Below are 18,458 nucleotides of genomic sequence, written 5' to 3' on the forward strand. Positions count from 1 at the left end.
TAGCAAGGGTTGCGCTCCCCGAGGGGAGCGCAGAGGAGGGGATTACTGTGCCAGCCAGCTGGCGATCTGTTGCTGAATACCTTCTGCGTCCAGCAGATAGTCATGACGGATTTCGTCCTGCGTACCCTGCGGGATGAACTCATCAGGCAGGCCGATATTCAGAACCGGAATGCGCAGACGCTTCGCCATCACTAGTTCGTTGACGCCACTGCCCGCGCCGCCTTTGATGGCGCCTTCTTCCAGCGTAATCAACGCTTCGTGACTGGCTGACAGCTCAGCGATCAGCGCCTCATCCAGCGGCTTAACGAAGCGCATATCCACCAGCGTGGCATTAAGCGCTTCTGCCGCGGCAGCCGCTTCCGGTAACAGCGTACCGAAGTTGAGGATCGCCAGTTTTTCGCCCTGACGCTTCACCACGCCTTTACCCAGCGGCAGGCTTTGCAACGGTGCCAGCGGCGTGCCGATGCCGGTGCCGCGCGGATAACGTACCGCGCTTGGACCATCCTGATAGTGATAACCGGTGTAGAGCATCTGCCGGCATTCGTTCTCATCGCTCGGCGTCATGATCACCATATCCGGCACGCAGCGCAGATAGGCCAGATCAAACGCGCCCTGATGGGTCTGACCATCGGCACCAACAATGCCGCCGCGATCGATAGCAAACAGGACCGGCAGTTTCTGGATAGCCACGTCGTGGATCAGCTGATCGTAGGCGCGCTGCAGGAAAGTGGAGTAGATGGCAACGATCGGTTTGTAGCCACCAATCGCCATCCCGGCCGCGAAGGTCACTGCGTGCTGCTCAGCAATCGCCACGTCAAAATACTGGTTAGGATATTCGCGTGAGAAGCCGACCATACCGGAGCCTTCACGCATCGCAGGGGTGATCGCCATCAGTTTCGGATCGTCGGCTGCCATTTCGCACAGCCAGTTACCGAAAATCTTCGAGTAGCTCGGCAAGCCTTCTGCGCTTTTGGGCAGTTCGCCGCTGGCGGGATCAAATTTCGGTACCGCATGCCAGGCGATCGGATCTTCTTCTGCCGGCGCGTAGCCTTTGCCTTTTCGGGTCATGATATGCAGGAACTGCGGCCCTTTCAGGCTGCGCATGTTGCTCAGGGTATTGACCAGCGTCAGCACATCGTGACCGTCGACCGGGCCGATATAGTTAAAGCCCAGCTCTTCGAATAGCGTACCCGGCACCACCATGCCTTTCAGATGCTCTTCGGTGCGGCGCACCAGCTCTTTAATCGGCGGCAGGCCGGTCAGCACGCGCTTTCCGCCTTCGCGCAGTCGTGCATAGGTTTTGCCCGACAGGATCTGCGCCAGGCGATTGTTCAGCGCGCCGACGTTCTCCGAGATCGACATCTCGTTATCGTTCAGGATCACCAGCATGTCTGGTTTGATATCGCCCGCGTGGTTCATCGCTTCAAATGCCATGCCCGCGGTGATGGCACCGTCGCCGATAATACAGGCGGTGCGACGACCCAGGCCTTCGCGCTCTGCCGCCGCCGCCATGCCGAGACCCGCGCTGATTGAGGTCGACGAGTGGCCGACGCTCAGCACGTCATATTCACTTTCGCCGCGCCAGGGAAACGGATGCACGCCATTTTTCTGGCGAATAGTGCCAATGCGATCGCGACGACCGGTCAGGATTTTATGCGGATAAGCCTGATGACCCACATCCCAGACCAGATGGTCGAACGGGGTGTTGTAGACATAATGAAGCGCAACCGTCAGTTCGACCACGCCTAAACCCGACGCAAAGTGGCCGCTTGAGCGGCTCACGCTGTCTAGCAGATACTGACGCAGTTCATCACAGAGCGCGGGCAACTTCTCTTTCGGCAGGGCGCGCAGCTCCTGAACCGTATTTGCCAGCGCCAGTGTCGGGTATTTTGCAATATCAAAACTCATCAGAGACTCATTATGGAAGTTATTTGTCGCGTTCAATTATGAAGCTCGCCAGCGCCTGCAATGCTGTGGTGTTATAGGATTGCGCTGCGAGAATTTCTAATGCATCAAGGGCTTCCTGATACAAATCCCGCGCTTTAGCACGGGCCTGTTCTAACCCTAACAGTGAAGGATAGGTGCTTTTGCCGAGATGTTGATCGGCTCCCTGACGTTTTCCGATAACCGCGGTATCGCCCACCACATCCAGAATGTCGTCCTGTACCTGAAAGGCGAGGCCGATAGCCTCAGCATAGCGGTCGAGTGCCGGTAATGCTGCCCGACCGGTTTCGCCTGCCGCCAGCGCACCCAGCCGCACTGCGGAGCGAATCAGCGCGCCGGTCTTATGGCGATGAATCTGCTCCAGCTGAACCAGATCTACCGACTGACCCTCTGCCGCCAGATCCAGCGCCTGACCGCCACACATCCCCGCCACGCCGCTGGCCTGCGCCAGTTCCGACAGCATCATAAGCCGATACTCTGCGCTGACGCCCGGCATTGGCGTATCGGTCAGAATCGAGAAGGCCAGCGTCTGTAAGGCATCGCCGGCCAGTATCGCGGTATCTTCGCCATACTTAATGTGGCAGGTCGGCTGCCCGCGACGCAGTGCGTCGTCGTCCATCGCAGGGAGATCGTCATGAATCAGAGAGTACGCGTGAATGCATTCAACCGCCGCAGCGGGCGCATCCAGACTCGCCGGGTCGGCATGAAGCATTTCGCCGGTGGCATAAACCAGAAAAGGGCGCAGGCGTTTACCGCCTAATAATGCCCCATAATGCATGGCATTAACCAGAGGAGAACTCTGAAAAGGGAGTGGCTCTATAAAGCGCGTCAATGCGGCATTCACCTGCTGGTGATACCCATTCAGCATCTGGGCAAAATCCATTAGTCGTTTTCCGGGGTAAAAGAGGTGAGTTCGGCATCTTTATCGTCGCTCAGCAAAATGCGCACACGCTGTTCAGCCTGTTGCAACGTTTGCTGACCGGTACGCGCCAGTTGCACGCCCCGCTCAAACTCATTCAGTGCCTCTTCCAACGGCAGTTCACCACTTTCCAGACGGCTGACAATCTGTTCCAGCTGCTGCAATGACGTTTCAAAGCTGGCTGGCTGTTCGGCTTTTTTCGGCATATTTTGGGTCGACTCACGGTTGGGACATTATCCTGCAATCGGTCATGGTAGCTGAGACCAAATGATTAGCAAAATAATCAATGCGGCGGCTGTTGAAGAAGCAGTCACCTGACAAAGGTGATATACTCCTGCGCCTCGGATGCGGTTGCGCCATGCAGCCCGCAATTTTGTGATTTTACCAGCTAAGTGCTGCCTGTTTTAGCACTTATTTGCCCAACGAAGCTGTGTCGCCATGAAGTTTATCATCAAGTTATTTCCTGAAATCACCATCAAGAGTCCGTCGGTGCGTTTGCGCTTTATTAAGATTCTTGCCAGCAATATCCGCAATGTCCTTAAGACTGTCAGTGAGGATATCGCGGTCGTGCGCTATTGGGATCATATTGAAGTGCGTTCTAAAAATCCGGCGCTCGGGGAGATTATTCCTGATGAGCTGACGCGCATTCCAGGGATCCACCACGTTTTAGCGGTAGAAGATCGCGAATATACCGATATTCATCATATCTTTGAGCAGACCTTAGCCCAGTACCGCGACAGCCTGGAAGGAAAAAGCTTCTGTGTCCGCGTTAAGCGTCGCGGTAAGCACAGCTTCAGTTCACAGGATGTGGAACGTTATGTCGGTGGCGGACTGAATCAGCACATCGAAAGCGCGCGCGTTCAGCTTAAAAACCCGGACGTGACGGTCAATCTTGAAGTGGAAGAGAACCGGCTGACGCTGGTGACGGCGCGCTACGAAGGGCTGGGCGGATTCCCGATCGGCACTCAGGAAGATGTGCTGTCGCTGATTTCTGGCGGCTTCGACTCCGGCGTCTCCAGCTATATGCTGCTGCGTCGCGGCAGCCGCGTGCACTACTGCTTCTTTAATCTGGGCGGCGCAGCGCATGAAATCGGCGTTCGTCAGGTCGCGCACTACCTGTGGAATCGCTTTGGCCGTTCGCATCGGGTTCGCTTTGTGGCGATCAATTTCGAGCCGGTGGTGGGTGAAATCCTGGAAAAAGTGGATGATGGCCAGATGGGCGTGGTGCTGAAACGCATGATGGTGCGTGCCGCCTCCATCATTGCTGAGCGCTACGGCGTGCAGGCGCTGGTGACCGGTGAAGCAGTCGGCCAGGTCTCCAGCCAGACGCTGACTAACCTGCGCCTGATCGATAACGCCTCGGACACCCTGATTCTGCGTCCGCTGATCTCGCATGATAAAGAGCACATCATCAAGGTGGCGCGTGAGATCGGTACTGAAGATTTTGCCAGCACCATGCCGGAGTATTGCGGCGTGATCTCAAAAAGCCCGACGGTGAAAGCGGTTAAGGCGAAGATTGAGGCAGAGGAGCAGAATTTCGACTTCGCTATTCTCAATCGGGTAGTGGAAGAGGCGACCAACGTCGATATCCGTACCATCGCTGAGCAGACCGAAGAAGAGGTGGTGGAAGTTGAAACTGTGGCCTCGCTGGGCGATAACGATATCGTGCTGGATATTCGGGCGATTGATGAGCAGGAAGAGAATCCGCTCAAGCTCAGTGCGACTGAGGTTAAATCGCTGCCGTTTTATAAGCTCAGCAGCCAGTTTGGCGATCTCGATCAGAACCGTACCTGGTTGCTCTATTGCGATCGCGGCGTGATGAGTCGTCTGCAGGCGCTTTATCTGCATGAGCAGGGCTTTAAAAACGTTAAAGTTTACCGCCCGTAGGGCTTCTCCGCCGGTAACATCGCCAGTCGGGACGATCACCGTCCTGACTGGCCGCCGCTGTTATCATCAGGCCTGATAGTCGTAAATGCCCGGAGCCAGCACCAGTTGTGCCGCTACTTCGCGCGCCATCTCTTTACCCACCAGCAGATCAATCAGCTTCAGGGCAAAATCCATCGCAGTACCGGGTCCCTGACTGGTCAGCAGCTTCACCCGCGGGTCCCAGACCACCCGACGCTCCATCCATTTCTCTTCAGGAATCGTCTGTTTCAGGCCGGGAAAGCCCGTCATGTTGCCTACCGGGAACAGATCGTGCGGCACCAGTACCGTACCGGCCGCGGCACAGATGGCCGCAACAATTTTATCGTTAAGATGATACTGCCGCACCGTTTCGACCAGCAGCGGGCTGTCGCGGAATGTCTCTGCGCCTTTCAGCCCGCCGGGCAGCACTATCGCCGCATAATCGTTATCTGCCACCTCGACCAGGGGCGCATCGGCCAGCAGGCGAACGCCACGTGAGCAGCGGATTTCAAGGCTGCCATCACTCTCAACGCTGGCGGTCACCACTTTCAGTCCGGCCCGCACCAGCAGGTCGATAGTGGTAACGGCTTCGGTCTCTTCACTGCCATGTGCCAGGCAAACCAGTACCGATGCGTTCGCGGACATAATAAGACTCCTTACGTTTAACAATGTCATACAGACGGCTGTTTTCAGTCAGCACCAGGCCGTGGGCGCGGGCGCGGCGCAGCAGAAAGCCGCTGATATAGTCGATTTCAGTCAGCCGCTGAGCGCGGATATCCTGCAGCATCGACGAGGTATTGGCGGCGGTGCTTTCAATCACGTCGAAAATCATATCCTGCAGGCTTTCGCTGGCGACGGCCTGACCTTCGCGCTCCATGACCCAGCTGATCTCCTCGCACAAGCGTGCGATCGGGTCGGCATAGGCGCGTAACGCACCGTTCTGACACTCATACTCTACCGTCATCGGATTAATCACGCAGTTGACCGCCAGCTTGCGCCAGCAGGCGGCGCGGATATTGTCGTGCCAGGCGACGTCGGGTAGCGCATGATGCAGAATCTCAGCCAGGTCGCTGTAAGCGGCGCTTTTGCGGTTGCCGGGACCGATATGAGTGATGCCGCTGGCGATGTGTTTAATCACCGTGCCGTCGCGCATCGCGGCATGAGTGGTGACGCCGCGCAGCAGCGGCTGAGTCAGCCCTTTCAGCTCCTCCAGCGTCCCCATGCCATTGTGCAACAGCAGCACCGGGCAGTTTTCTGCCAGCACGCTTTCAAGATTTTTAACCGCCGGGGAGACCTGCGGGGCTTTCAGGGTCACCAGCAGCAGCTGGCTTTCAGCCAGAAACAGCGGATCGTTAGCGATAAACGTACGGTTTGAAATGTTGCCTTGCGGATCGACGACATTGGCTGAGCAATAAGGCTGAGGGACCCGTAACCATCCCTGAACCTCATGTCCCTGGCGAGCCAGCGCCGTGAGCCAGACCTGCCCCAGAGCACCGCAACCTAACACGGTAATTTTCATACTGCCTCCCGCTGGCGGGCTATCCATTTATTATTTACTGTCACTGTACAAGTATAGCGTTGTACGCAGCCTGATTTTATTTAGCGCCTTAAGACGCGTATTATGCATGTCACTTTAGCGTCAGGAGAAGAAGAGATGCCATCTTTCGATATCGTTTCAGAAGTCGATCTGCAGGAAATTCGCAATGCGGTGGAAAATGCCAACCGTGAAGTGTCTACCCGCTTTGATTTCCGCAACGTGAGCGCCGAATTTGAGCTCAACGAAAAGAATGAAACCATCAAAATCACCAGCGAGTCCGATTTTCAGGTCAAACAGCTGGTCGATATTTTACGTGAGAAACTGCTGAAGCGCGGAATTGAAGGCGGTGCTTTAGAGGTGCCGGAAGAGATTGAGCACAGCGGTAAAAGCTGGGCGGTGGATGCCAAACTTAAAAAAGGCATTGAAAGCGATGTCGCGAAGAAGCTGGTGAAGCTGATTAAAGACAGCAAGCTGAAAGTGCAGACGCAGATTCAGGGTGAAGCCCTGCGCGTGACCGGCAAAGCGCGTGATGATTTGCAGGGTGCGATGGCAATCGTGCGCGGCAGCAATCTGGGACAGCCATTCCAGTTTAAAAACTTCCGCGATTAAGCGGCAGCAGGCTGAGTTTCAGCATGAATGCAGTGATAAAAACCCGGCTAAGGCCGGGTTTTTTGTTGTTGAGTTTGGGTGGGCTTCTGTTGCTTTAAAAAAGTCGAAATTCTGGAGGGAGTTGGGAGCTGTAAGGCGTTTGTGCGATCGCGCGCTTGTTCAGGGAGCATGTGCCTTTCGCAAAGACGCGAAAGCGCCATGGATGGCGGCTTTTGCGACTTTCCGATCTGACCGTGTTCCCTGAGCCAGCTCGATCCTGAAGCGAAACGAGCTGACGTTATCACTAAACTTTTTTAAGCTAGCAACTACCCAGCAGAGCTTCCAGCTCAGGGCGGCTGGTAATCTTGCTATCAATTTTGATGTAAGCGCTTTTCTCTTCCGGCACGATGAACACCGAGTTGACGCCAGGCTGGGCTTTCAGGCGCTGCTCCAGATTGGGGGCCGCCAGTGCCGCATCGCTCAGCACCAGACGCAGGCTGCTGACGTATGGCGGCTCCTGCATTGTCATGCTGACAAACAGCCAGGCGGCGGCAACGATGGCACCGACCAGGAATACGGTCTGCGCATCGAAGTGACCGAATACCCAGCCGCCCATGCTGCCGCCTACCGCCACGCCGAGGAACTGGCTGGTGGAGTAAAGACCCATCGCCGTGCCTTTATAGCCAGCGGGCGACTCTTTACTCACCAGCGACGGCAGAATCGCTTCCATCAGGTTAAAGGCAAAGAAGAACAGCTGAACGCCGATCACCAGCGTCCAGAAGTGACCCGCCGCGCCCCACAGCACGATCTCAGCCACCACGATCGTCCCGACGCAGCCCACAAACACTCGCTTCATGCGGCGTTTCACTTCGGCGTAGATGATGAACGGCACCACGCCGGCAAAGGCAATCAGCATCGTCGCGAGATAGACTTTCCAGTGCTCCGGAGCCGGTAAGCCCGCCTGCTCAAACTGGCCGGGCAGGGCGACAAAGCTCGACATCAACAGCACATGCAGGCAGAAAATACCGATATTGAGTTTAACCAGTCGGGAATTGGCCAGCACTTTGCGGAAGCTGCCTTTAACCATGCCGGATTCACGGTTCAGCACATGGTGAGAGGCAGATGGCACCACCAGCAGGGTAATCACAATGCCGAGCGAGGCCAGGATCGCGATCATCCAGAACAGCGCATGCAGACCCAGCGCATGAGTGACGATCGGGCCGACCACCATCGCAATCGCGAAAGTGATACCGAAACTGATGCCGATAAAGGCCATCGCCTTGGTGCGGTTCTGTTCACGGGTCAGATCGGACAGTAACGCCATCACCGCGGCGGCAATCGCCCCGGAGCCCTGCAGAGCGCGCCCCAGGATAATCCCCCAGATCGATTCGGTGCAGGCCGCGATGACGCTGCCGAGCACAAACAGCAGCAGCCCGCCAACGATCAGCGGCTTACGACCGATACGGTCTGAGAGCAGACCAAAAGGAATCTGAAATATCGCCTGAGCCAGGCCATAAATGCCAATCGCCAGGCCGATTAAGGTTTCGCTCGCACCCTGTAACGCCATGCCATAAGTGGTCAAGACCGGCAGGACCATGAACATTCCCAACATGCGCAGGGAAAAGACCGTACCGAGGCCCCATGTGGCGCGCAGCTCCACCGGAGTCATTTTATTATCGTTCATTCCAACCTCTGTTAATGTGCTGCGTTCATTCTAGGGGGCGGGGCAGGGCGGGTAAAATAATAGTTTTTAAGCAGTGGTAACAAAAAGAAAGGGCGCGAAAATCGCGCCCTTTTCATGCTGTTGCGGTATCGGTTACCCGATGTAAGTCAGCAGGTCTTTTGAGGCGGGTGCCATCGAATCTACCGACATCATCACGCTCAGCGCGGTGATAGCGACGATAGAGAAAACGAACAGCTTCCGCGCCCAGACACGATCGTTAGAGGTCTTGTAACCCGATAACGCCATGCCCAGCCACCAGACGCTGACGGCCGCAGCGACCACCAGATATTTGTAGCCAGCGTAACCCCCCAGCGTCAGCATCAGCGTGGCAATCATAAACGCCAGAATGTAGAGCGTAATATGATTCTTCGCCACCGAGATACCTTTCACCACCGGCAGAACCGGGATGTTGGCGGCCTGGTAATCTTTAAAGCGGAAGATAGCAATCGCATACGAATGCGGCATCTGCCACAGGCTAAAGATCGCCAGCAGGATTAACGCGCCCGCATCAAACTCGTTGGAGACCGCGCAGTAACCGATCACCGGCGGCGCGGCGCCAGACAGGCTGCCGATCAGCGTACCGTAGACGGAGTTACGCTTCATATAGAGGCTGTAAACGCCCACGTACACCACGAAGCCCATCACCGCCAGCCACATGGCCAGCGGGTTAGCGCCGAAATAGAGCAACGCAAAGCCAGCAATACCCAATACAGTGGCATAAACCAGGCTTACTTTCGCGGAGATGAGGCCTTTTACCAGCACCCGATTCCTGGTTCTCTCCATTTTGATGTCGATGTCGCGGTCAATCACGTTGTTGAAAACACAACCTGATGCGACCACCAGTGACACGCCAACCAGTGCGGTGAGAAACAGGGCGTAATCAATGCTGCCTTTAGAAGCCAGCAAAAATCCGCCGATCACAGAAATTAAATTCCCGAAAATAATTCCTGGTTTTGTAACTTGCAGGTATTGCTTAAACATTACGCGCGACTCTTTAGTGAGGCATCATGTTGTAGTTGAGGTTCCACATGATCCACAGTGAGCCTACAACGACAATCAGGATGATGATTGCCGAGAAGACAATGGCCACCATGTTCCAGCCACCCTCAGATTTGCTGTCTAAGTGCAGGAAGTAAACCAGGTGCACCAGCACCTGAATCACTGCACAGACCAGCACAACACCGAGAATGGTACCGTGAGAGGCACTGCCATCCATTACCATCCAGAACGGGATCGCCGTCAGGATGATAGAGAGGATGAAGCCGATCATGTAAGACTTCACGCTACCGTGAGAAGCGCCATGTTCGTTAACAGAATGACTCATTACATGGCTCCCATCAGATATACAACGGTGAAGACGCAAATCCAGACCACGTCCAGGAAGTGCCAGAACAGGCTCAGACACATGATACGGGTACGGTTAGTGGCATTCAGGCCGCGTTTAGAGACCTGGAACATCAGCACCAGCATCCAAATCAGACCTGAGGTCACGTGCAGACCGTGGGTACCGACCAGCGTAAAGAAGCCAGACAGGAAGCCACTGCGATCCGGACCAAAGCCTTCTGCAATCAGGTGATGGAATTCATAGATTTCCATGCCGATGAAGCCCAGACCGAACAGGAAGGTCAGCGCCAGCCAGCCGATAACGGCACCTTTTTGCTCCTTGTTCATGGAGATAACAGCCATGCCGTAAGTGATCGAACTCAACAGCAGCAGGGCGGTTTCTACCAGAACAAACGGCAGTTCAAAGATATCTTTACCTGCCGGGCCACCGGCAGTGTTGTTGACCATAACTGCATAGGTCGCAAACAGGGTTGCGAAGATAATGCAGTCACTCATCAGGTAGATCCAGAAGCCAAAGACTTTATTGGCTCCTGCATCGTGATGCCCATGCTCCGCATGGGCGTCGTGGTGATGCTTAATCAGAGTTTCAGTTGACATTATTTCAGACCTGCTTTGCTGATATCGTCAAAGTGCTGCTTCTCAATCTTCTGAACTTCGGCAACCGGTACGTAGTAATCCACGTCCTCGTCGAAGCTCTTCACGATCCAGGTAACGATCATGCCGAGGAAAGAGAGACCTGCCAGCCACCAGATGTGCCAGATCAGCGCGAAGCCCATAACCGTGGCGAATGCACAGATGATCAACGCGGCACCACTGTTTTTCGGCATATGAATTTCTTCATATTTTTCCGGCTGTTTGTACGCTTCGCCTTTCTCTTTCATTTCCCAGAAAGCGTCACGCTCATGCACATGCGGGATCACGGCAAAGTTGTAGAACGGTGGTGGTGAAGAGGTTGCCCACTCCAGCGTACGGCCGCCCCACGGGTCACCGGTCAGATCGCGGTTCTGGTCACGGTCACGGACCGAAACGTAGAACATGGTCAGCTGACACAGGATACCCATTGCAATCAGACCGGCACCGACCGCAGCAACCACCAGCAAGGAGTGGAACTGTGGATCGATATCCTGGCTCAGACGACGGGTCATACCCATGAAGCCCAGTGCGTACAGCGGCATAAAGGCAACGAAGAAGCCAATAATCCAGAACCAGAATGCGCGCTTGCCCCAGGTTTCGTTCAGGGTGAAGCCAAAGGCTTTCGGGAACCAGTAGGTCACGCCCGCCATACAACCGAACACCACACCACCGATAATCACGTTATGGAAGTGTGCAATCAGGAACAGGCTGTTGTGCAGAATGAAGTCAGCACCCGGAACGGCCAGCAGTACGCCGGTCATACCCCCTACGGAGAAGGTTACCAGGAAGCCAACGGTCCACAGCATGGCAGAGTGCATCTGAATGCGGCCCTGATACATGGTGAACAGCCAGTTAAAGATTTTAACCCCGGTCGGAATCGCGATGATCATCGTCATGATACCGAAGAAGGCGTTAACGTTGGCACCCGCACCCATGGTGAAGAAGTGGTGCAGCCAGACGATGAACGACAGAACGGTAATGGCAATGGTCGCCCACACCAGCGAGGTGTAACCAAACAGACGTTTTTTGGAGAAGGTCGCGGTAATTTCTGCGAACACACCAAACACCGGCAGGACCAGAATGTACACTTCCGGATGACCCCAGACCCAGATCAGGTTGACGTACATCATCATGTTCCCGCCCATTTCATTGGTGAAGAAATGGAAGCCGAGATAACGATCAAGCGTCAGCAGCGCCAGCGTAACGGTCAGAACCGGGAACGCAGCGATGATCAGGACGTTGGTGCACAGCGCAGTCCAGGTAAAGACCGGCATTTTGAACAGGCTCATGCCCGGTGCGCGCATCTTCAGAATGGTCACGAAGAAGTTAATACCGGTTAAGGTCGTACCAATACCGGAGAGCTGGAGACTCCAGATCCAGTAATCGACCCCGACGCCGGGACTGTACTCCGCGCCGGAGAGCGGCGGATAGGCCAGCCAGCCGGTCTGTGCGAACTCGCCCACACCCAGCGACAGGTTAACCAGGATCACACCGACCGCAGTAAACCAGAAGCTCAGGTTGTTCAGGAACGGGAACGCAACGTCGCGTGCGCCAATCTGCAGCGGAACGGCGATGTTCATCAGGCCAACCACGAACGGCATCGCCACGAAGAAGATCATAATCACGCCGTGCGCGGTAAAGATCTGGTCGTAGTGATGCGGTGGCAATATGCCTGCTTCCCCGGCCGAAGCCAGAACCTGTTGGGTACGCATCATGATCGCATCGGCAAAGCCACGCAGCAGCATGACGAAGGCCATGATGATATACATGATACCCAGTTTTTTGTGGTCAACAGACGTTAGCCATTCTGACCACAGATATTGCCATTTACCAAAATAGGTGATGGCAGCAATGACCGCCAGACCACCTAAGATGATACCGGCGACCGTAACCATGATAATCGGCTCATGGTACGGCACTGCATCCAGTGTTAATTTTCCGAACATCGTATTATTCCTCGGCTCCCGCGGAAGCGGCGTGACTCATGTCCATACCTTCGTGCTCTGGCATGTCCATTTTCCCGTGGCTCATCTTGAACTTGTTAATGACTTGCAAGAACAGTTTCGGATCAGCTGAAGAGAAATATTCCACCGGATGATTTTCGCTTGGCACAGCCACTTTCTCGAAATCTTCCATAGTGTTCAGCGTGTTAGGGGCTGCTTTAACTTTAGCCACCCACTGCTGGAATTCCGCATCGTCTTTGGTTGCAATGGCTTTAAACTTCATGCCAGAGAAACCGCGACCACTGAAGTTCGCAGAGATACCGTCGAAAATCCCTGGCTCATTCGCAATCAGATGCAGCTTGGTCTGCATACCAGCCATCGCATAAATCTGGCTGCCGAGCGTCGGGATGAAGAAAGAGTTCATGACGGAGTTGGACGTGATTTTGAAGTTCACGGGCGTATTTGCCGGGAAGGCAATCTGGTTCACGGTCGCAATACCCTGTTCCGGGTAAATGAACAACCATTTCCAGTCCAGCGCAACCACATCGATCTCAACCGGTTTCACATCAGATTGCAGCGGTTTGCTGGGCTCCAGTGCGTGGGTTGATTTCCAGGTCAGCACGCTGAGGAAGAGAATGATCAGGATCGGAATGGTCCAGACCACGGCTTCCACTTTGTTAGAGTGTGACCAGTTCGGGCTGTACTTCGCATTCGTGTTGGACGCCCGATATTTCCAGGCAAACACCACGGCCATCAAGACTGCGGGGATGACGACGATCAACATCAGGCCAAAGGCAGTCAGTATCAGCGAACGTTGCTCCAGTGCAATCTGTCCTTTGGGATTTAACAATGCACTATCGCAGCCACTCATTAATAAAGTGCCTGCAATTAATGACAAAATCCCCAAACTTTTATTGTATTTACTGAGTCTCATTTAACGACCTCAATGACAAAGGGCTCTATTGTCGTTTAAGTGTGCGCGCATTTTACGGGAAGGTTTATGCAGTGTAAACCAGCTTAAGGATGTGTCAGAGGCGTGTTGACACCTTTTGCTAAGGGTGTCACAGATGTTGCTTCAGGTGACAAATTATTAACGCAGACAAGCAGTTGGGGCCAATATAACAAAAACCAATGGAAGTAACCGCTAAAAAATCAGGGAAAGGAATAACCCTTACTTTTATCTCCAGATTATTTAACAAATTCGCATCATTTGATCGATGAAATTTAACCAAACTAATTGCTCACCGGTTTTTAGTATTTCAGAGGTTCCTATTTTAGCAAGAATGTTTTTTTTAAAAATAACACGCGATGATAAAACTCAGCGACCTCTGGCTGAAGGCAAACAATAAGCGGTCACCGGTGAAACATTGATTCCGCTAATGACTGGTGGCGGCAGAGGATGGCGTGTTTTTCAGCGCCCGATAGTCGAGCAGCACGCCCGCCAGCACCGCCAGCAAGGTCAGCGCCATTCCGATTTCAAACAGTGTTGAAAGCCACGGTGCCAGGGCTGTTACGCCGAGCGCGTTAAGCGCCAGCGTCAGCAACCACAGCGCCAGTACGCCGCACCCTGTGGCGAACAGACGGTTGGTCCAGCGATAGCCTTGCGGGTAGCAGCAGCGCACCAGGAAGGTGCCGCTTTGCTGTACCTGATCCAGCGTCTGGCGGCAGAATGCCAGCAGCACTAATCCCGGTAAGCCAGCGACCACGGTAAAGGCATAAAACGTCGGCCAGCCCCAGAGTTCCACCAGCCAGCCGGCAGCCGGACCGACATAAACCCGGCCAACGGCGGAGAGCGCCGACAGCAGAGCAAACTGCGTCGCGGAAAAGGACTTGTTGCACAGCGTCATTAACAGCGCCACAAACGCGGCAGTTCCCATACCGCCGCACAGGTTTTCAACAAAGACTGCGCTCGCCATGCTCCACAGATGCTTGTCGGTCACCGCCAGCAGCCAGTAGCCAAAATTCGACACCGCCTGCAGTACGCCAAAAATCATCAGTGCCCGGAACAGGCTCAGACGCTGCATCAGCACGCCGCCATACAGCGCGCCGATAATGGTGGCCAGCAGCCCCAGCGTTTTATTCACCAGCCCGACATCCCCGGCGTTGAAGCCCACACCCCGGATCAGGAAGGTGGTCGTCAGCGAGGCGGCAAAGGCATCGCCCAGCTTATAAAGGATGATCAGCGTGATCAGCAGCCAGGCGTTGTTGCGCTGGAAAAAGTCTTTAAGCGGGTCGACCACCGCCTGCCGCAGTGAATGCGGCGTGGAGATGCGTGTATCCGGCTCACTGGCCATCAGCGTGGCAATGATGCCCGGCACCATCATCAGCGCCATCAGCCAGTAGGTCGCCTGCCAGCCCAGATAGCGGTCAGCCAGCCACAGCGCCAGTCCACCCGAAATCAGCATCGCCAGCCGGTAGCCCAGTACGGTAATTGCCGCGCCGCTGCCGCGTTCTTCAGGCGGCAGGATGTCCGTTTTCCAGGCGTCGAATACGATGTCCTGCGACGCAGAACAGAAAGCGATCAGCACGGCCAGCGCGGCCATCAGAGTCAGATCCCGGCTGGGTTGCAGAAAACCCATCGCCACAATGCCGCCGACCAGCGCCAGCTGACTCAGCAGTAACCAGCCGCGACGTCGCCCAAGAAACGGCGGCGTGTAGCGGTCCATCATCGGCGACCAGAGAAACTTAAACACGTACGCCTGCCCCACCAGCGAAAAGAAGCCGATGGTTTTCAGGTCAACATTTTCCACCGTCATCCACGCCTGCAACGTACCGGCGGTCAGGGCCAGCGGTAGCCCGGAAGCAAAGCCAAGCAGCAATAAGACGGCGGCGTTTTTCTGACTGAAGAGGCGAAGATAGTGGTTCATGCTGACCCTGATGGTAACGATGTGCCCGGCGCAGCGCCGGGCAGGCGTGAAGCGGAATTAACGGGCGTTTTGCTTGATGAAGTCGTTGACGCTGGTGTCCTGCGCCATATCAGCGATGACATCGCTCATGGTGGAGTTGACGGCGTCGGTGATCTTCTGGTTACTGGCGCTGAACGCACCTTCTACGCTGTAGGTCTGGCGGTAGTTTTTAACCTGCTTGTTGCCATTTTTCGCGGTAGCGATGATGGAGATATCCGCTTTGGTGGTAATGCTGTAGCGCACATTGCCCTGGGTCACGTCGGCATAGAGGTTGTTCACCACAATCTGCAGATCGACCGCGCCATTCGGGCCCACCATATAACCGCGTGCGGTCATCTGCTTCTCCAGCACTTCCTGCAGCAGGAAACGCAGATCGCGCGAAGGCGTCAGCGTCACTAGCTGACCATCACGGTTCACTTTTGCCAGCGCCTGATCGCTGCGTTGATCGGCGCCGTTGATGCTGACAGTTACGCCCATCAGGCCAGGGTCCTGCTGAGGCAGCTGAATTTTGGGCTGGATAGTAAGGGTATTATTGCTGGTTGCACAGCCGGCCAAAATGAAGGCAGCCAGCAGCGGGAATAACAGTTTTTTCAACATACTTTTTCTCGTGGGTGTCGGGGGTTGGTTTGCAAAAACTGCCGCCATCATAGCATTGCCCGGCAGTGAAAAAAGCCCCGTTAAAGGGGAAAATACGTCTCAGGCAGATTTTAAACGGGATCGTTCAGGTCAGGGTTTGCTGCCGCTTTCCTCTGCGTTATCATGCGCGCCGTTGTGGCCCGGCCCGCAAATGTAATATTTACCGTCGGGCTGCGGGAAAGCGCGGGAAAAGCGACTAAGATTGAAAGAGATGGGGCACAGCGCTCGCCATTGAGGAGTAATACCCATGATTCGCGAACAAATAGAAGAAAAGCTGCGCCTGGCTTTTGAGCCGGCTCATCTGGAAGTGCATGACGAAAGTTATCGCCACAACGTTCCTGCCGGGTCTGAGAGCCATTTCAAAGTGGTTATTGTCAGTGATTGCTTTGCTGGTCAACGTTTCCTGGCGCGACATCGTGCCATCTACGGTGAACTCGCGGCCGAATTAGCCGGCAGCGTGCATGCTTTAGCCCTTCATACCTATACCCTGAAAGAGTGGGAAGGACTGCAGGATACAGTGCTGGCTTCGCCAAACTGTCGCGGTGCCGGAACGCTCGCCTGACGCTCTCCTCTGAAACGGCCTGCGGGCCGTTTTTTTCTGTTATTTCGCCAGAAACGCGATCTCCGGCTCAAAAAAGCAGCAAAGCTGCTGAAAAGTGGTGAGTTAGCATCCTCGACTCATTCCAGCGATGCCGCTATAATGCTGCGTCTATTTTTCCGGAATGTCTTCGGGACGCTTCTGGTAACAGGGATCAGGTTCTCTTCACGGAAGCCGTCCCGGTTGTTGGATACGGCGCATTTCACTATGTGTGGTGTCTGAAGTTGACCGAGCACGTGATTTTTTGAGGTAACAAGATGCAAGTTTCTGTAGAGACCACTCAGGGCCTGGGCCGTCGCATTACGATTACTGTCGCTGCTGACAGCATCGAAAGCGCAGTAAAAAAAGAACTGGTTGACGTTGCCAGGAAAGTCCGCATCGATGGTTTCCGTAAAGGCAAAGTGCCGATGAACATCGTGGCGCAGCGTTACGGCGCTTCTGTCCGTCAGGACGTGCTGGGCGATCTGATGACGCGTAACTTCGTTGACGCCATCATCAAAGAGAAGATCAATCCGGCTGGCGCACCAAACTATGTGCCGGGCGAATACAAAGAAGGTCAGGATTTCACCTACGCGGTTGAGTTCGAAGTCTATCCGGAAGTTGAGCTGAAAGGCCTGGAAAACATCGAAGTCGAAAAACCACTGGTTGAAGTGACCGATGCTGATGTGGACACCATGCTGGACACTCTGCGCAAGCAGCAGGCTAACTGGATCGAAAGCGATGCAGCAGCGGGTCCGGAAGATCGTGCCACTATCGATTTCAACGGTTCAGTAGACGGTGAAGAATTCGAAGGCGGCAAAGCCTCTGATTTCGTCCTGGCGATGGGCCAGGGCCGCATGATCCCAGGCTTCGAAGAAGGCGTTGTGGGCCACAAAGCGGGCGAGACTTTCACTATCGACGTGAAATTCCCGGACGACTACCACGCAGAAAACCTGAAAGGGAAAGATGCGAAGTTCGAGATCGTGCTGAAGAAAGTTGAGACGCGCGAACTGCCAGAACTGACTGAGGAATTCATCAAACGTTTCGGCGTTGAAGATGGTTCAGTTGCCGGTCTGCGTGCAGAAGTGCGTAAGAACATGGATCGTGAGCTGAAAGGCGCAATCCGTAACCGCGTGAAAACTCAGGCGATTGATGGCCTGGTTGCCGCTAACGAAATCGACGTGCCAGCTGCCCTGATCGACAGCGAAATCGACGTTCTGCGTCGCCAGGCTGCACAGCGTTTCGGTGGCAACGAGCAGCAAGCGCTGGAACTGCCACGCGAACTGTTTGAAGAGCAGGCGAAACGCCGTGTAGTTGTGGGCCTGCTGCTGGGCGAAGTGATTCGTACCCACGAGCTGAAAGCTGATGAAGATCGCGTTAAGGCGCTGATCGAAGAGATGGCGTCTGCGTATGAAGATCCGCAGGAAGTCATCGAGTTCTACAGCAAGAATAACGAGCTGATGAACAACATGCGCAACGTCGCGCTGGAAGAGCAAGCGGTTGAAGCGGTACTGGCGAAAGCTAAAGTGACCGAGAAAGAGACCAACTTCCAGGATCTGATGAATCAGACCGCTCAGGCCTGATCACGCAGTTAACCGTCTGTGCTAAGCCCGTGACTGAAAAGTCGCGGGCTTTTTTGTGTTTCGCGTTTGAGCGCACACTCCTGACCGCTATTTGCCTAATTAATCGGCAAATTATTCACGCATCGCTTTTTCCGGGTTAGCGATTGAGGAAAAGGTTGTTATGCTTGAAACAACTGGGCAGCATCCCCAGATACAGGGAGTATGCAAGAAAACAGTTATG

General features: G+C 54.7%; 17 protein-coding genes. 4 read left to right on the plus strand and 13 right to left on the minus strand.

Annotated features, from left to right (window positions below; all coding sequences use genetic code 11):
* Window positions 1-42: 42 nt before the first annotated feature.
* Genes dxs through xseB form a run of 3 tightly spaced genes read right to left on the minus strand, consistent with a single transcriptional unit; the run spans window position 43 to window position 3,069 of the window.
* Window positions 43-1,908, minus strand: coding sequence for a 1-deoxy-D-xylulose-5-phosphate synthase (gene dxs, locus ACX3P5_RS04070; RefSeq protein ID WP_233985124.1), 1,866 nt, complete (start codon window positions 1,906-1,908; stop codon window positions 43-45).
* A 19-nt stretch (window positions 1,909-1,927) separates the two neighbouring features.
* Entirely contained in the window at window positions 1,928-2,827 is a 900-nt protein-coding gene (gene ispA / locus ACX3P5_RS04075; RefSeq protein WP_458968324.1) for a (2E,6E)-farnesyl diphosphate synthase, read from the minus strand.
* Entirely contained in the window at window positions 2,827-3,069 is a 243-nt protein-coding gene (gene xseB / locus ACX3P5_RS04080; RefSeq protein ID WP_094120180.1) for an exodeoxyribonuclease VII small subunit, read from the minus strand. The genes ispA and xseB overlap by 1 nt, the downstream gene beginning before the upstream one ends.
* Window positions 3,070-3,301: 232 nt before the next feature.
* Here xseB and thiI point away from each other — a divergent pair, with 232 nt between their 5' ends.
* Window positions 3,302-4,750 carry a tRNA uracil 4-sulfurtransferase ThiI gene (gene thiI, locus ACX3P5_RS04085; protein ID WP_233985122.1) on the plus strand — a complete coding sequence of 483 codons (1,449 nt, stop codon included), beginning with the start codon at window positions 3,302-3,304 and terminating at the stop codon, window positions 4,748-4,750.
* Window positions 4,751-4,816: 66 nt separating this feature from the next.
* Here the strand turns inward: thiI and yajL are convergent, their stop codons facing one another.
* Window positions 4,817-5,413 (minus strand): protein deglycase YajL, encoded by a 597-nt coding sequence (gene yajL / locus ACX3P5_RS04090; RefSeq protein ID WP_458968325.1) that lies wholly within the window; start codon window positions 5,411-5,413, stop codon window positions 4,817-4,819.
* Window positions 5,367-6,287: a 2-dehydropantoate 2-reductase gene (panE, locus tag ACX3P5_RS04095; RefSeq protein ID WP_233985120.1), complete on the minus strand. Its 921-nt coding sequence runs from the start codon at window positions 6,285-6,287 to the stop codon at window positions 5,367-5,369. The genes yajL and panE overlap by 47 nt, the downstream gene beginning before the upstream one ends.
* A 135-nt stretch (window positions 6,288-6,422) precedes the next feature.
* Between panE and ACX3P5_RS04100 the strand changes: the two genes are divergently transcribed.
* Window positions 6,423-6,914 carry a YajQ family cyclic di-GMP-binding protein gene (locus ACX3P5_RS04100; RefSeq protein WP_003852530.1) on the plus strand — a complete coding sequence of 164 codons (492 nt, stop codon included), beginning with the start codon at window positions 6,423-6,425 and terminating at the stop codon, window positions 6,912-6,914.
* A 298-nt stretch (window positions 6,915-7,212) separates the two neighbouring features.
* Here ACX3P5_RS04100 and ACX3P5_RS04105 read toward each other — a convergent pair whose 3' ends face one another.
* The 8 genes from ACX3P5_RS04105 to ACX3P5_RS04140 all read right to left on the minus strand — a co-directional run bounded on the left by ACX3P5_RS04105 (window position 7,213) and on the right by ACX3P5_RS04140 (window position 16,039).
* Entirely contained in the window at window positions 7,213-8,577 is a 1,365-nt protein-coding gene (locus ACX3P5_RS04105) for an MFS transporter (protein ID WP_233985119.1), read from the minus strand.
* Window positions 8,578-8,709: 132 nt separating this feature from the next.
* Entirely contained in the window at window positions 8,710-9,597 is an 888-nt protein-coding gene (gene cyoE / locus ACX3P5_RS04110; RefSeq protein WP_094120184.1) for a heme o synthase, read from the minus strand.
* A gap of 13 nt (window positions 9,598-9,610) precedes the next feature.
* Window positions 9,611-9,940, minus strand: coding sequence for a cytochrome o ubiquinol oxidase subunit IV (locus tag ACX3P5_RS04115; RefSeq protein WP_008924889.1), 330 nt, complete (start codon window positions 9,938-9,940; stop codon window positions 9,611-9,613).
* Entirely contained in the window at window positions 9,940-10,557 is a 618-nt protein-coding gene (locus ACX3P5_RS04120; RefSeq protein ID WP_013356987.1) for a cytochrome o ubiquinol oxidase subunit III, read from the minus strand. The genes ACX3P5_RS04115 and ACX3P5_RS04120 overlap by 1 nt, the downstream gene beginning before the upstream one ends.
* Window positions 10,557-12,539 carry a cytochrome o ubiquinol oxidase subunit I gene (cyoB, locus tag ACX3P5_RS04125; RefSeq protein WP_233985118.1) on the minus strand — a complete coding sequence of 661 codons (1,983 nt, stop codon included), beginning with the start codon at window positions 12,537-12,539 and terminating at the stop codon, window positions 10,557-10,559. The genes ACX3P5_RS04120 and cyoB overlap by 1 nt, the downstream gene beginning before the upstream one ends.
* 4 nt (window positions 12,540-12,543) lie before the next feature.
* Window positions 12,544-13,470 carry a cytochrome o ubiquinol oxidase subunit II gene (cyoA, locus tag ACX3P5_RS04130; protein WP_233985117.1) on the minus strand — a complete coding sequence of 309 codons (927 nt, stop codon included), beginning with the start codon at window positions 13,468-13,470 and terminating at the stop codon, window positions 12,544-12,546.
* Window positions 13,471-13,912: 442 nt separating this feature from the next.
* Window positions 13,913-15,403: a muropeptide MFS transporter AmpG gene (gene ampG / locus ACX3P5_RS04135; protein ID WP_233985116.1), complete on the minus strand. Its 1,491-nt coding sequence runs from the start codon at window positions 15,401-15,403 to the stop codon at window positions 13,913-13,915.
* Window positions 15,404-15,460: 57 nt separating this feature from the next.
* Complete coding sequence (locus ACX3P5_RS04140; protein ID WP_233985115.1) at window positions 15,461-16,039, minus strand: lipoprotein; 579 nt, start codon at window positions 16,037-16,039, stop codon at window positions 15,461-15,463.
* A 286-nt stretch (window positions 16,040-16,325) separates the two neighbouring features.
* On the opposite strand from ACX3P5_RS04140, the gene bolA reads away from it, so the two are divergent.
* The gene (gene bolA, locus ACX3P5_RS04145; protein WP_094120189.1) at window positions 16,326-16,640 is read left to right on the plus strand and encodes a transcriptional regulator BolA; all 315 of its coding nucleotides are present in this window, start codon (window positions 16,326-16,328) and stop codon (window positions 16,638-16,640) included.
* A gap of 293 nt (window positions 16,641-16,933) precedes the next feature.
* A complete protein-coding gene (gene tig / locus ACX3P5_RS04150) occupies window positions 16,934-18,238 on the plus strand; it encodes a trigger factor (protein ID WP_233985114.1) in 1,305 nt (434 codons plus the stop codon).
* Window positions 18,239-18,458 lie beyond the last annotated feature (220 nt).

The organism is Pantoea sp. S-LA4 (genome assembly GCF_054482835.1).

What these genes read in the sequence shown, in the direction of transcription:
- cyoE (WP_094120184.1), bottom strand. Translation starts at nt 9,597, where the DNA reads ATGTTTAAGCAATACCTGCAAGTTACAAAACCAGGAATTATTTTCGGG.
- ACX3P5_RS04140 (WP_233985115.1), bottom strand. Translation starts at nt 16,039, where the DNA reads ATGTTGAAAAAACTGTTATTCCCGCTGCTGGCTGCCTTCATTTTGGCC.
- ACX3P5_RS04105 (WP_233985119.1), bottom strand. Translation starts at nt 8,577, where the DNA reads ATGAACGATAATAAAATGACTCCGGTGGAGCTGCGCGCCACATGGGGC.
- yajL (WP_458968325.1), bottom strand. Translation starts at nt 5,413, where the DNA reads ATGTCCGCGAACGCATCGGTACTGGTTTGCCTGGCACATGGCAGTGAA.
- dxs (WP_233985124.1), bottom strand. Translation starts at nt 1,908, where the DNA reads ATGAGTTTTGATATTGCAAAATACCCGACACTGGCGCTGGCAAATACG.
- tig (WP_233985114.1), top strand. Translation starts at nt 16,934, where the DNA reads ATGCAAGTTTCTGTAGAGACCACTCAGGGCCTGGGCCGTCGCATTACG.
- cyoA (WP_233985117.1), bottom strand. Translation starts at nt 13,470, where the DNA reads ATGAGACTCAGTAAATACAATAAAAGTTTGGGGATTTTGTCATTAATT.
- cyoB (WP_233985118.1), bottom strand. Translation starts at nt 12,539, where the DNA reads ATGTTCGGAAAATTAACACTGGATGCAGTGCCGTACCATGAGCCGATT.
- thiI (WP_233985122.1), top strand. Translation starts at nt 3,302, where the DNA reads ATGAAGTTTATCATCAAGTTATTTCCTGAAATCACCATCAAGAGTCCG.
- bolA (WP_094120189.1), top strand. Translation starts at nt 16,326, where the DNA reads ATGATTCGCGAACAAATAGAAGAAAAGCTGCGCCTGGCTTTTGAGCCG.
- ACX3P5_RS04100 (WP_003852530.1), top strand. Translation starts at nt 6,423, where the DNA reads ATGCCATCTTTCGATATCGTTTCAGAAGTCGATCTGCAGGAAATTCGC.
- ispA (WP_458968324.1), bottom strand. Translation starts at nt 2,827, where the DNA reads ATGGATTTTGCCCAGATGCTGAATGGGTATCACCAGCAGGTGAATGCC.
- panE (WP_233985120.1), bottom strand. Translation starts at nt 6,287, where the DNA reads ATGAAAATTACCGTGTTAGGTTGCGGTGCTCTGGGGCAGGTCTGGCTC.
- ACX3P5_RS04115 (WP_008924889.1), bottom strand. Translation starts at nt 9,940, where the DNA reads ATGAGTCATTCTGTTAACGAACATGGCGCTTCTCACGGTAGCGTGAAG.
- ACX3P5_RS04120 (WP_013356987.1), bottom strand. Translation starts at nt 10,557, where the DNA reads ATGTCAACTGAAACTCTGATTAAGCATCACCACGACGCCCATGCGGAG.
- ampG (WP_233985116.1), bottom strand. Translation starts at nt 15,403, where the DNA reads ATGAACCACTATCTTCGCCTCTTCAGTCAGAAAAACGCCGCCGTCTTA.
- xseB (WP_094120180.1), bottom strand. Translation starts at nt 3,069, where the DNA reads ATGCCGAAAAAAGCCGAACAGCCAGCCAGCTTTGAAACGTCATTGCAG.